This is a genomic window from Methanosarcinales archaeon, from assembly GCA_014859725.1.
GTDB lineage: Archaea > Halobacteriota > Methanosarcinia > Methanosarcinales > Methanocomedenaceae > Kmv04.
Window position 1 is genome coordinate 1 of sequence record JACUTQ010000062.1, and the last position, 12,007, is coordinate 12,007.

The window sequence follows — 12,007 nt, forward strand, 5'->3', positions numbered from 1 at the left end:
TCTTATGGGGGAGCGGCCCTGCCTCACAATCTACCGAAAGGTATAATAGTACGTTAATCCGTGTCTGAAAAAATAAAAAGACACGGATTTCGCGGATTTACACGGATTTGTAATCGCATCTGATATATTCGTTGGAATAACTGGATTTTGGAACTGTGCCGCCTCCATTCCTACACCTGATCCAGCCCCCCTTCTCTGCACTGATGCCTGCGCCCGCTCCGTACTTTAGAGCACAGCCTTCGCAGACACATCAGGATCACCGCCACTGCAGATCATGGTGCCTCTCTCCTGCCTTCCCTTTGGTCCCATAAACGTAATCAGATGATACTCCCTGCCGCTGGGCTTGATGTTGTAGAAGATGAGGATTAACTAAAAACCATATCCTTCACAGTACAATCCCGCCCCTGCAGGATCTCCACATCCGTGCTGTCACAGGCCGGACAGTGGATCACAGGCAGCACATAATGCAGCGCCTGGATGAACTTGATACCACCATGGTAGCTGCACTGGTTGCACTCGATAACGGGCTTGATCATATCGATCCTGAACTGTGCCCCTTCCAGTACTGTATTTTTTGTTAAGTTCTTGAAAATGAACTGAAGCTGGTCAGGATTCAGGGATGTGAGCTCACCCACCTCAAGCCAGACTTCCTTCACACTTTCTGCATTGTGCTTTTTTGCATGATCAAGGGCAATGTCGATAATCCCGCCTGCAATTGATATTTCATGCATAATATCTACTCCTCTACGATCTCCCGGGACGAGCCCAGTTCAGACTTCAGCCTTATGGACTTGGCAGCTGCATTCAACAGGCTGCTAAAGGCACATACCGTACCGATACCCTGCCCCATGATCTCCTTATCCCTGCGGACCTGGGCCGTGACATAGGTATTTATCCCCACATCAGTATTCAGCTCTTTGTTCTCAAGATCAGAAATTATCAGATTCCCAGCCCGGCCCGTATCGCTCCTGGCGTTGCGGCACAGCTTCACAGGACACACCCGGCAGTACTCCCTGAACAGGGCACCCCACTTTGGCCCGGCAATACCGGCATTGATCTCTGCCTTTACTGCCGTGTAGGCTATGCAGCAGGCCATGGACCTGCCTGTCCGCTGGCCCTGTTCGTAGATCTCCACGTACACCCGGCCCCGCTTATACATGAACCGGGTCTCAATGTCCCGTTCATACTTATCCCTGCCCGTGTTGTGGGCACCCTGAAGCTGCGCTTTTATCTTCTCTGCCAGTTCAGGATACCTGGGCAGGGCCGCAGCCGTGCCGCAGGTGGGGCAATAGGAAATGGGGCCCACTGCCAGTTCACTGCCTTCAGGGTCATAGAACACCACTTCAATACCCCAGTTATTACGGCGTATCTCAACATGGCCCCCTTCCTCCCATACTTCTTTGTAGGCAGCAGCCACGGGAGTGACCACACGGCCGTAGCCGTAGATATCTGCCACCTTTTCCATATCTATAATGCACTGGAGGGACTGGACCAGTTCCTGCTCCACCTCTGGTGTAAAGAACCCACCTTCCACCATGGCGAACAATATGGCAGGGGGCCAGGTGATACCTTCACCCTCACCCACCACATTGCCTTTATCGTCATAGATCCTGGACCTGACACCGTCGGGCCGCTCCCGGGTAGATGCATACCCGCCCTGCTCGGATATTTCACGAAGGACGCGGTGGCAGGTGCCGCAGTTTCCCTCATCAATATTGACCTGGTCTTTCACGCTGTCCCTGACCCGGAGTGCAAATTCAGAAACCATACCATATCACCCTTATCAATTCAACATTTCCTGACACTAATTTTAAAATGACCATTCAGTTCTTCAATGGACACGATCTCATGGTCGTGCATCTGGCACCACCGGGGAATGGTCTCCTGGGCCGTCACATCATCAGAAATGACTTCCAGCACATCCCCTGATGACATGTCCTCAAGCTTCCGCTTTGTATGAAAGAGTGGGATCGGACAGTATCGTCCCCTGGAATCCAGTGTTTCCATGCTAACCTCATTTGGAATAAACTAATAGTATCTATTCAAATATATATTTGAACCAGTATATAATAGTTATTTATGAACAATTAAGAATTGCCATCCTCTTTATAAATCGCTTGTGCACCAGAATTATTGGCAGTGGTCACAAAAACCTCTCCACCAATACTGGATTCCAGATATTCTGATACTGCCCCTTTCACCTGTTCCGGCTCCTCTGCCACACAGAACACAGTGGGTCCGAACGAGCTCATCCCGGCGCCGTATGCTCCTGCTTCCTTCATAACGTTCATGCACTGCCTGACCTCCCTGGGCTGCAGAGCCACTTCCCGTTGCTTGAACCCCACGTCCTGGATACGGTTCAAAGCATCGCCAAAGCTCGCCATATCTGCTTCCACGACTGAAGGCAGCATCTCCATCAATATGATGTGGGATACGGCCTGGACCTCATGTAAGGGAATGGGACAGTATTCCCGGAAGATATCCACCTCGCGTTCATCAGAGGCACCCTTGAGGTGGGGTATTGCCACCACCACAGGCCAGTCAGGGAAATCATGCCTGAACAGGACCGGTCCCGGGGGGACCCGGCTGGCAGCCGACGGAGAAAATGCCCCCTTATCAGCAAAACGGTGCCCACCGTCCACAATGAACCCGCCATGTTCAAAGGATTCCAGGCCGATCCCAGAGGTACCGCCCCTGCCAACCAATGCTGCGATCTCCCGGACCTCCAGTCCCAGTTCATAGAGCTGGTTCACAGCCCAGCCTGCAGCCAGGGCACTCTGGGTCCCGCTGCCCAGGCCCACGTGGGACCGGTAGGATGTTTCTATCGAGATATGGACCCCATCACCTTCAGGAATAACCGCTTCAGCTGCCTTTTTCATGCGCTCCAGGTGTTCACTGCTGCCGGTCACGAACACACCTTCGTTGATTTTTTGGGCCGAGATCTTCATGCATGGCCTCTCAAGGGTGAGTCCCACCCCGCCGTCAACCCGGCCCAGGGTAGCATTCAGGTCGATCAGGGTGATGTGCAGTCGTGAAGGTGTGGTTATCCGGATCATTACATTCAAAGACCGCTGTTCATCATAATAAAATTTGGGAAATAAGTATTACATAATAGTGATATATGACAATACATGAACGGGCATGACCATTCCATGACAGAAAAGAATCTCAGGTATGCCATCTATGCCACTTCAGCCATATTTATTCTTGAAGTGGCGGGTGGTTTATTTACTAACAGTCTTGCCCTGCTCAGTGATGCGGCTCACATGTTCATGGACGTATTCGCCCTGGTACTCACTTATGTCTCCATTCAGATCGCTAAGAGACCTTCAAACCACAAGGTAACCTATGGATACCACAGGCTTGAGATATTCTCTGCCCTTATCAATGGGATTACACTGATATTGATCTCGGGTTTCATTGCCAGGGAAGCATACATTCGCTTACTCGAACCACCCGAAGTTAAAGGCTTTGAGATGCTGGTGATTGCCCTGGTAGGTATGATTATAAATATCTGGGTAACATTTCGCTTGCACGGTTATCATGATCTTAATATAAGGGGAGCGTACTTACATGCCCTTGGTGACGCCCTGAGCAGTGTTGCTGTAATTATAGGAGCACTGATCATACTCTGGACAGGTAATAATTACGCAGATCCCGTACTGAGTTTCATAATAATCGTAATAATCCTGTTCGGGTCGGTGAAGCTCATCCGGGATTCAGTACATATTCTGCTGGAATCGACACCAAAACATGTTGACATCAATGAACTTGTGGACTTTGTAACTTCAATAGAAGGAGTGGAAGGAATACATGATATCCACCTGTGGAGCGTTTGCTCCAATGTCCATGCCATTAGCGCCCATATCCTGGTAAAGGACATGCATGTCTGCGACACGGAACCGCTAATAGAATCCGTTACCGCTGTACTGAGAGATAAATTCAATATTAGCCAGACCACATTCCAGTTTGAAAGTATCGAATGCGGCAGGCCCCTGATCCATGGTGTTGAACATAAATGAGTACATGCCGATCGGCTTTATATTATATCGAAACATGTATATTATACAACATATATTAATTTGTAAATTTATTTTTGTTTCAAGGTGAATCAAATGAAAGACAGACACGTTATGGAGGCCCTTGGTAAGACCAGGGTGGTCGTAGAGAACGGTAAAGTAGTGGAAGTGGGTGAACCCCAGACCGACTATTGTCCTATATTTGCCAAGGTTAGGAATATCAAACATTTCACTCCCGAGTCAGTGAAAGGCAACATAGAGTTCCGGATTGATGATTTCGGGATGTTCACTGCCCGGCGGGCCATCGAAATGGAGATTTTTGTGGGTTTTGGTGCCAGCGAGACCTTTATGACAGCTCTGCGCCGGGATCTGCTTGATTCGTGCGTCACGGCCTGTGAAGGTGCAGGCACGGTGATCACCAGCAGCCCTTCACTGGCCCAGGGCATTGGCAGCCGCATTTCAGGACTTGTCGAGACAACGCCTATTCCTGAACTGATTCGCCGAATCGAGGAGAAAGGGGGTACCGTGCTGGACCCGCAAACAGCTGCCCTTGACCAGGTGGCCGGGGTGGAAAAATCCATCCAGATGGGGCACAAGCGCATCGGTGTCTCGGTGATTGGTGCCGAGGATGTGAAAAAGATGCTTGAACTGGAACAAAAACATGATGTGGAGATCATCACCTTTGGCGTGCATGTTACCGGCATGGGAGCACAGGAAGCACAGGAATTGATATCTGTGGTTGATATGACCACGGGCTGCACCTCTAAACATGTGAGGGAATATATAAAAGGGCATGCACTGGCACAATTCGGTACTGCCATACCTATATTTGCTATCACTCAGAGGGGCAAAGAATTACTGCTTGAGAGGGCAAAGGAAGTCACAGATCCAATACTGATCAATACCATGAAACTCCCGGTATTACCTGAGGATAAGCAGCCCAGACCACTAATATAAATTAGTGAAAAAGTAGTGTAGAAGAAAAGTTAATAAACTATAATGGTAAACCATATATGCAAGGCAAAGGTCGGGTTTTGATTTATCCCCTCATATCCCGTTCATAAAATACGACTTTTGCCTTTTCTTTTAATAAATGTTGAGTTATTCCAGTCCATAATGTTTTACGTTCCAGTCTGCAATGGCCTGTATCTTGGTGATCTCGTCCTTACCGCCATCCATGGTGAACAGGTGTTTGAACCTACCCTGGGATCTTAGATAATCTTCCACAGGCTTTCGGTTTTTCACCTTCTTCATGTTGGTAAGTTCACCGTTCTCCATCTCGTACATAGGCCACAGGGCTGTTTCCACTGCAAGTTTCCCCACTTCCACTGTCTTTGAAGTGTCGAACTTCCAACCAGTGGTACATGGGGCATGAGCGTGTACATACGTAGGGCCTTCAATATCAACGGCCTTTTTCACTTTACGGATCATGTCTTTTGGATAAGCTATGGACGTGGTTGCCACATAAGGTGAATCATGGGCTACCAATATGGCAGGCATGTTCTTTTTGGGTCTTGGATTGCCGAAACTCTGCTTGCCTGCAGGGCTGGTAGTGGTAGAAGCGCCGTATGGTGTGGCACCGCTGCGCTGAACACCTGTATTCATATAAGCCTCATTGTCAACACACACATAGGTGATGTCATCACCACGTTCGAAGGCGCCTGATATGGCCTGCATACCGATGTCCAGGGTGGCACCGTCACCGCCTATGGCAACCACTTTTGTATTACCCTTCCGGCCCATAGCTTTTAGTGCCGCATCAACGCCCGAAGCCACTGCAGCTGCATTCTCGAATAGTGAATGTATCCAGGGCACTTCCCAGGAAGTTTCAGGGTAGGGTGTGGTCATTACTTCCAGGCACCCTGTTGGGCTGACTACAATTGCGTCATCGCCAACTGCTTCTAAAACGAAGTTGGCTGCCATTGCATCACAGCAGCCTGCACATCCTCTATGTCCGGGGGCAAGTCTGCTCATACCAGATCACCTCGCAGGTCGGCATATTCACTTTCAACTGTAATACCCGACCTCATCGTATCCTTTGCCTTATCTATGATCATCATGATGGTTCTTCTTGGGATATCCCGACCACCATGTCCAAGCATAAAGCCCATTACTGGAATATTGATGTCAGTATTATAAAGTGAGGATTTTACCTCAGTGAGCAGAGCCCCTTCATTCAATCCCAGTGAAATGTTCTTATCAAGCGTCACTACGACAGTAGCCTCAGCCACTGCTTTGCGGATAGCCTCCACAGGGAATGGTCTGAATGAGCGTATCTTGACAAGTCCAATCTTTACACCCTCACTGCGTGCCTTATCGATCACGTCCTTAATGGTGCCGATGATCGAACCCATGGCCATGATAATTATCTCGGCATCCTCGGTCTTATAAGTATCAATAAGGCCGCCGTAATATCTTCCGAATATCTTATTGAAATCATCTGCAGCTTTTTCTATTTTTTCAAGAGCATTATCCATAGCCTTTTGCTGCAGGTACCTGAATTCAGTATAGGTCGTGGGATCAGCGAATGCTCCAAAGGTCATTGGGTTTTTCGTGTCCAGAAAGTGTTCAGGCTCATATTTAGGCAGATATTCATCAGTCAGGTCCTGCTCCAGCAATATCACAGGTTCATATACATGGGACAGGATAAAACCGTCCATACAAACCATTGCAGGAAGTTTCACCTCCCTTTCTTCTGCTACCTTATATGCCTGGGCTGTCATGTCACCCGCTTCCTGGGTATCTTCTGCATACAATTGTATCCAGCCAGTATCACGCTGGGATATGCTGTCCTGCTGGTCGTTCCAGATATTGATGGGGGCGCTGACGGCCCGGTTAGCAACCGTCATAATCACTGGAAGCCGCATACCTGATACATTGAACAGCACTTCATGCATCAATTCAAGGCCCTGTGATGTGGTTGATGAATATGTACGGGCTCCTGCAGCACTGGCACCCACCAATGCAGAAATGGCAGAAAACTCGCTCTCCACATTAATAGACTCACAATTTGGTATTTCTCCATCAGCCATGAACTGGGACAGGTCTTCCACAATATGGGTCTGGGGAGTAATGGGGTAAGCTGAAATTACATTGGGCCTGCACACCTTCACTGCATGTGCCACAGTATATGATCCTTCCACCACTGACATTTTGTTTTTCATTTATTTCTCCTCCAGTACCATCTCTATAGCATCACTGGGGCATTCGTTGGCGCAGATACCGCATCCTTTGCAAAAATCAAAATCAAAAACCACGTATTTGTCTTCCAGCTCTTCAATACTGCAATCCGGGCACAATAGTGAACACAGACCGCATTTGATACACTTATCCTGATGATACAAAGGCCTGAAGTTCCTCCAGCCCCCGGTCTTATTCACCCTGGTGGTCCCGGGCTCAACAGCCCCGCCAATAATTATCTTCATTTTGCCGCCTCCATTCGTTTATAAGCTTCAAGTACAGCCTGTGAGTTCTTCTCACCCACTGGCCCTGGGAAACGTTTGTGTACAGCGTTCTGGATGCTCTCCACCCTGATCTCCCCAGTGGCACCGGCAAATGCTCCCAGCAATATCGTATTCACGATAGGTCGGCCAATAATGTCGAGGGCTATCCTGGTGGCATCAATGGTCAAGACATCTGCCTGTGTATCCAGTTTGAAGGATTCAGGTGAGAATTCAGTATTGATAAGGATCTTACCGTTTTGTTTGGCTCCGGCAGCTACATCCACTACGTCAATCAATGTTGGATCCTGGACAATAATATAATCTGGTTCGTATATCTGGCTGCGAAGCCTGATCGGAATGTCGTCGATCCTTGTAAAAGCGGTTACGGGGGCACCTCTTCGTTCCACTCCAAAAGCAGGGAAAGCCTGGCAATATTTGCCATCCTCAAATGCAGCAACTGCAAGTAATTCGGCTGCAGTGACAGACCCCTGTCCACCACGGCCATGGATACGTATTTCTTTCAAGATAAGCCTCCAATAATGACAATTTATTGTACCTTTTTCCAACTACTGATAATGAGAAATGGTTTCAAATTGTCCAGTTATCATTTATTATTAATATATTTTTAGGCTTAAGAGGGATTAATTGACTAAAAAGGTAATGTTCGAAATCTTTTTTAACACTTGCTTCATTTCATGGTTAATGTTTCTTGATCTTCACATACATTCTTGTTATTCAAAAGATTGTTCATCACCAGTTGCTTCAATATTGACACAGGCGATCAATATCGGATTAGGAGGAATTGCCATTTGTGATCATGATGCCATAGAAGGTTCATTAGAAGCTGAGGCATTAGTTGAGGAGAATGGACTTGACATTTTGGTGATCCCTGGTATCGAAGTAACTACGAAAAGAGGGCATTTATTGGTTTTAGGGATTCGATACGAATTTCCAAAGAATCTTGATCCTGAGGAAATTATCAGGATGGCCAGAGAACGAGACGCCTTTGTGGTAGCTCCCCATCCTTATAAAGGATATCCAAAAAGCCTGGGAGATGTTACAGAACTGGAAGTAGATGCAATAGAAACCCTGAATTCCCGGTTTATCCTGGGAAAATTCAATAAAAGAGCAAAAAAAAAAGCAACAGAACTGAAAATCCCTATGCTGGGCAATAGTGATGCTCATTTTGTTGAAATGGTAGGCAGGGCCTATACTGAAATTGATTCAGACTCCACAATTGAAGCTGTGTTCAATGCTATTAGATCCAACAAAACAAAGGTCCATGGAACCAGAACACCTTTTAATGTGCAATTCAAGCAAGCATGCGGCGGGGCTAAAAGAAGAATCAAGAACTTGGTATGAAGGTTAAAAAAAAGAATGGAAGATAGCTATGCTATCTTCTGTGCGTTAAATTTTATTTCCTGTATCTTCTGGCCAGATATAATAGTCCTACAGATGAAATTGCCAGTACTGCGCCAAAACCAGGTATTCCAGAACTTGGTTCTTCTGTTTCAACATGACCCTGGGTAGGGGCTGCAGTTGACGTTGTTGCTGTTGTTGTTGTTGTATCATCATCTGCCATTGGATGGCAGGCTGAACATCTTAATCCCGTTGATGCGGTCTTAAGTGCAATTTTGTTATATGCATGTATCTCATCAGCTTTATGACACTGGGCACACTCCGGCAGATAGATCTTACCTGTTTCCTGACTCAGGTGACAGTTACTACAATCCACCATAGGAATATGAATGAAGTGAGGTATTTGACTTGCCTCTTCTATTTCCCCGGCACCAGGCAGGTGGCAGTTATAGCAAGCAGTCCTGTTTTCTTCATCACCATGAATCAGTGCAACGTCTGTTGCTCTGTGGCAAATCTGACAGACCACTGTGTTTCCTTCCGATTTGACTGGCACGACAATATTTGGAGCTTTTGCATGACATGCTTCGCAGGAAACATCAGGTCCACCATGCACATCTACCAGATCCCTGTGGCAATGTGAGCACAGGGTGTCCGATATCAATTCAGTATGGAATGTTTCAATACCACTATGACAATAGGAACAATCTTCTGTATTCACTTTTGGACCATGAACCAGATGTATTGGCCCTGTATGACACAGGAGACATTGTGGTATTTTAATAGATAATGTTTCACCGTGGCAATTTACACAAGTGACAGGTTGACCTGTATGTATGACATGTGGGTCCTCAGGGTGGCATTTTTTACAATCAACATCTTCCGCCATTTTGGTCATAGGTTCAAGTTGCTCTTGTGCTTGGACAGACACGACGAGAATGCTCATTGTTATTAAAAATAATAACAAAACATTGAATTTTCTCAATTATAATCCTCCTTTTTATTAGTAGATAAATCTAATCTTTGTATACTTTTTCTAGCTTCTGCTATTTATTGTTTTTTACTATAAGTCTGGGTTTTTTTCGTACTTTCTTCATTTGAATACAAATAATGGTTTTTTAGGCTTTTCAGCATGTGATCCTTCTGTAATTTCAGTGTATTCATCCATAGTCTCTTTTCCTGTGATAAACATGGCTTTGATATATTTTGTCATTCTCGGATCAATTCCCAAAAATCCCAGATGGATGATAAGTTCGATAATAAACCAGTACGTAGCCCATAAGTGGATTGTCCTGATTAATGTGATCCCGGACATACCCAAATATACAGAAACACTACCTACAATATCTCCAACGAACCATGCCATGAGACTATTCCAGACAGGAATATCGAAATTTACTATTCCAAACTTTAAGTCCAGCATTATGATTCCTGAAAGCCCTATAAGGACAATAGCCATCCCTTCAAATATCACCATGAGTTTATAGGCCGGATGAAGCTTATTTTCATAATGGCCTGTAGTTTTATTGAAAATGGTATATTTTGGGTATTTTTCGGGTTTGAATATTCCCACAATAGATTGCTTGAGGCGCTTCATATCTGTCAAGCTGAAAATATATTGCATTAAATGGCCGCTAGTAAGTAGGTTGAAAGGTATCAGCGTCCAGTTTACAAGTAAGAACAAAATAGAAGCTATCACGTGGATGAGACGGATATCCTGATAATTAATAAGTTGCCAGGCCGAAACAGTACATTGATTAAACTGTAAGGCTAAATATAAGCCAGATAAAATAAGCACAACACAAGTTATCATATGGGTCTGATGGGCAATCATATCCCGCAAAGTAAAACGCTGCCCGACAATGTTTTCATTATTTTTACGTTCTGTCATATTCACTCCATCATTAATTTAATAATGAGATTTACAATACTACCTACCAGATAAGTATCGATTAATACATTCAATTAAATTGAAAAGGAGTCTTTGCTCCCAGATATTTGTAAGATACCCCAAATAAATAAATGTTTCGTTTAAATATTTCCAGTTCCTATTAATCCTGGGAAATATGTTTTAGAATATGGCCTGCTTCAGGTATGATCAATTCCTTCACACCAAGTTCTACAGCAGCCGGAGACCCTGGAAGACAGAATACAACACACGTATCCACAATCCCGGCAGCAGCTCTTGAAAGCAAGGCCGCTGTTCCCACATCTACAAGGCTTTTTTGTCTGAAAAATTCCCCGAAACCCGGGATGGTCTTGTTAAAAAGTGGTTCCACTGCTTCAAGTGTCACATCTTCGGGTGCAAGTCCTGTCCCACCGCTGATCACTATGGCCTGAATGTCAGAGCTGGTTAAATCCTGAATGAATCGTCTGATCTGGGCCTTATTATCAGGAAGTAGCGAATATTTTGTTATTTCAAATCCCGAATTTCCCAGCAGGTTTGATATAACCTGGCCTGAAACATCCTCTGCTTGATCTGGTTTGGATATGTTCCCGTATTTTTTATACCTGGATGAACTAACAGTAACAATGGCAAATCTGACCGATTCAGGGGCATTTTTTTTGTGTAGTTGTGAAGTATCCATAGAGAGGTTTATGTGCTATTGATTATAAGAAATATTCGATTCTATGAATGTAATGGCAGTAGATGTGGGCATGGGTACGCAGGACATATTGTTGTTCGACAGCAGCCAGAGTATGGAAAATTCGATAAAAATGGTATTGCCATCCCAGACCCGGATAATAGCTGAACGCATCAAAAAAGCGACCAGTTCCCGCCGAAATATTGTACTGACAGGCACCACAATGGGAGGTGGGCCATCAGGTAGTGCGGTTCGAAAACACATTCATGCAGGCTTAAAAGTGTATGCAACCAGAAAAGCGGCTTTAACCGTGCATGATAATCTGGAAAAGGTAAAACAGATGGGATTAGAAATAATTGATGAGGAAAAGGCAGGTTTACTGGATGCTATTCCCATCATAATGTCTGATATTGATACTGATGCACTTGAGGGGGCATTAGGATTATTCGATACACAGATGCCAGGGGATTTTGCTGTTGCTGTCCAGGATCATGGGGAAGCACCTGATATGAGTAACCGGATATTCAGGTTCCGACATTTTACCCGGCTTTTGGAAAAAGGAGGCGAACTTGAGCGGTTCGCTTACATGAATAAAGTCCCTAGT

At 45.6% G+C, this 12,007-nt stretch carries 15 protein-coding genes; 4 read left to right on the top strand and 11 right to left on the bottom strand.

Annotation, left to right across the window (positions count from 1 at the left end; all coding sequences use genetic code 11):
- Nucleotides 1-365: 365 nt before the first annotated feature.
- The 4 genes from hypA to IBX40_06780 all read right to left on the bottom strand — a co-directional run bounded on the left by hypA (nucleotide 366) and on the right by IBX40_06780 (nucleotide 3,056).
- Nucleotides 366-731 (bottom strand): hydrogenase maturation nickel metallochaperone HypA, encoded by a 366-nt coding sequence (hypA, locus tag IBX40_06765; protein ID MBE0524014.1) that lies wholly within the window; start codon nucleotides 729-731, stop codon nucleotides 366-368.
- Nucleotides 732-736: 5 nt separating this feature from the next.
- Nucleotides 737-1,768 (bottom strand): hypothetical protein, encoded by a 1,032-nt coding sequence (locus IBX40_06770; GenBank protein MBE0524015.1) that lies wholly within the window; start codon nucleotides 1,766-1,768, stop codon nucleotides 737-739.
- A 20-nt stretch (nucleotides 1,769-1,788) separates the two neighbouring features.
- On the bottom strand, nucleotides 1,789-2,007 hold the full coding sequence (locus IBX40_06775; GenBank protein ID MBE0524016.1) for a sulfurtransferase TusA family protein: 219 nt from the start codon (nucleotides 2,005-2,007) through the stop codon (nucleotides 1,789-1,791).
- An 80-nt stretch (nucleotides 2,008-2,087) separates the two neighbouring features.
- Nucleotides 2,088-3,056 carry a beta-ribofuranosylaminobenzene 5'-phosphate synthase gene (locus IBX40_06780; GenBank protein ID MBE0524017.1) on the bottom strand — a complete coding sequence of 323 codons (969 nt, stop codon included), beginning with the start codon at nucleotides 3,054-3,056 and terminating at the stop codon, nucleotides 2,088-2,090.
- A 75-nt stretch (nucleotides 3,057-3,131) separates the two neighbouring features.
- Between IBX40_06780 and IBX40_06785 the strand changes: the two genes are divergently transcribed.
- Both IBX40_06785 and IBX40_06790 read left to right on the top strand, forming a co-directional pair.
- On the top strand, nucleotides 3,132-4,022 hold the full coding sequence (locus tag IBX40_06785) for a cation transporter (GenBank protein MBE0524018.1): 891 nt from the start codon (nucleotides 3,132-3,134) through the stop codon (nucleotides 4,020-4,022).
- 93 nt (nucleotides 4,023-4,115) lie between these two features.
- On the top strand, nucleotides 4,116-4,976 hold the full coding sequence (locus tag IBX40_06790) for a DUF2099 family protein (GenBank protein ID MBE0524019.1): 861 nt from the start codon (nucleotides 4,116-4,118) through the stop codon (nucleotides 4,974-4,976).
- Between the two features lie 144 nt (nucleotides 4,977-5,120).
- Here IBX40_06790 and IBX40_06795 read toward each other — a convergent pair whose 3' ends face one another.
- The 4 genes from IBX40_06795 to IBX40_06810 are packed head-to-tail and all read right to left on the bottom strand — an operon-like array spanning nucleotide 5,121 to nucleotide 7,986.
- Entirely contained in the window at nucleotides 5,121-5,993 is an 873-nt protein-coding gene (locus IBX40_06795) for a pyruvate synthase subunit beta (protein ID MBE0524020.1), read from the bottom strand.
- On the bottom strand, nucleotides 5,990-7,183 hold the full coding sequence (porA, locus tag IBX40_06800) for a pyruvate ferredoxin oxidoreductase (GenBank protein MBE0524021.1): 1,194 nt from the start codon (nucleotides 7,181-7,183) through the stop codon (nucleotides 5,990-5,992). Before porA ends, IBX40_06795 begins: the two co-directional genes overlap by 4 nt.
- Complete coding sequence (locus tag IBX40_06805) at nucleotides 7,184-7,444, bottom strand: 4Fe-4S binding protein (GenBank protein MBE0524022.1); 261 nt, start codon at nucleotides 7,442-7,444, stop codon at nucleotides 7,184-7,186.
- On the bottom strand, nucleotides 7,441-7,986 hold the full coding sequence (locus IBX40_06810) for a pyruvate ferredoxin oxidoreductase subunit gamma (protein MBE0524023.1): 546 nt from the start codon (nucleotides 7,984-7,986) through the stop codon (nucleotides 7,441-7,443). Before IBX40_06810 ends, IBX40_06805 begins: the two co-directional genes overlap by 4 nt.
- Nucleotides 7,987-8,164: 178 nt before the next feature.
- Here IBX40_06810 and IBX40_06815 point away from each other — a divergent pair, with 178 nt between their 5' ends.
- The gene (locus IBX40_06815) at nucleotides 8,165-8,824 is read left to right on the top strand and encodes a PHP domain-containing protein (GenBank protein MBE0524024.1); all 660 of its coding nucleotides are present in this window, start codon (nucleotides 8,165-8,167) and stop codon (nucleotides 8,822-8,824) included.
- A 52-nt stretch (nucleotides 8,825-8,876) separates the two neighbouring features.
- On the opposite strand, the gene IBX40_06820 is transcribed toward IBX40_06815, so the two are convergent.
- The 3 genes from IBX40_06820 to IBX40_06830 form a co-directional block, all read right to left on the bottom strand.
- Nucleotides 8,877-9,803, bottom strand: a complete 927-nt coding sequence (locus IBX40_06820; protein ID MBE0524025.1) for a hypothetical protein — start codon at nucleotides 9,801-9,803, stop codon at nucleotides 8,877-8,879.
- Between the two features lie 108 nt (nucleotides 9,804-9,911).
- Entirely contained in the window at nucleotides 9,912-10,709 is a 798-nt protein-coding gene (locus IBX40_06825; GenBank protein ID MBE0524026.1) for a hypothetical protein, read from the bottom strand.
- A 160-nt stretch (nucleotides 10,710-10,869) separates the two neighbouring features.
- Nucleotides 10,870-11,406 (bottom strand): molybdenum cofactor biosynthesis protein MoaB, encoded by a 537-nt coding sequence (locus IBX40_06830; protein ID MBE0524027.1) that lies wholly within the window; start codon nucleotides 11,404-11,406, stop codon nucleotides 10,870-10,872.
- A 52-nt stretch (nucleotides 11,407-11,458) separates the two neighbouring features.
- On the opposite strand from IBX40_06830, the gene IBX40_06835 reads away from it, so the two are divergent.
- Nucleotides 11,459-12,007: pyruvate formate lyase-activating protein (locus tag IBX40_06835; GenBank protein MBE0524028.1), on the top strand; the 549-nt coding region annotated here is incomplete at its 3' end.

Excerpts from the sequence above, each read along its gene's own strand:
- hypA (MBE0524014.1), bottom strand. The coding sequence starts at position 731 with ATGCATGAAATATCAATTGCAGGCGGGATTATCGACATTGCCCTTGAT.
- IBX40_06770 (MBE0524015.1), bottom strand. The coding sequence starts at position 1,768 with ATGGTTTCTGAATTTGCACTCCGGGTCAGGGACAGCGTGAAAGACCAG.
- IBX40_06775 (MBE0524016.1), bottom strand. The coding sequence starts at position 2,007 with ATGGAAACACTGGATTCCAGGGGACGATACTGTCCGATCCCACTCTTT.
- IBX40_06780 (MBE0524017.1), bottom strand. The coding sequence starts at position 3,056 with ATGATCCGGATAACCACACCTTCACGACTGCACATCACCCTGATCGAC.
- IBX40_06785 (MBE0524018.1), top strand. The coding sequence starts at position 3,132 with ATGAACGGGCATGACCATTCCATGACAGAAAAGAATCTCAGGTATGCC.
- IBX40_06790 (MBE0524019.1), top strand. The coding sequence starts at position 4,116 with ATGAAAGACAGACACGTTATGGAGGCCCTTGGTAAGACCAGGGTGGTC.
- IBX40_06795 (MBE0524020.1), bottom strand. The coding sequence starts at position 5,993 with ATGAGCAGACTTGCCCCCGGACATAGAGGATGTGCAGGCTGCTGTGAT.
- porA (MBE0524021.1), bottom strand. The coding sequence starts at position 7,183 with ATGAAAAACAAAATGTCAGTGGTGGAAGGATCATATACTGTGGCACAT.
- IBX40_06805 (MBE0524022.1), bottom strand. The coding sequence starts at position 7,444 with ATGAAGATAATTATTGGCGGGGCTGTTGAGCCCGGGACCACCAGGGTG.
- IBX40_06815 (MBE0524024.1), top strand. The coding sequence starts at position 8,165 with ATGTTTCTTGATCTTCACATACATTCTTGTTATTCAAAAGATTGTTCA.
- IBX40_06825 (MBE0524026.1), bottom strand. The coding sequence starts at position 10,709 with ATGACAGAACGTAAAAATAATGAAAACATTGTCGGGCAGCGTTTTACT.
- IBX40_06830 (MBE0524027.1), bottom strand. The coding sequence starts at position 11,406 with ATGGATACTTCACAACTACACAAAAAAAATGCCCCTGAATCGGTCAGA.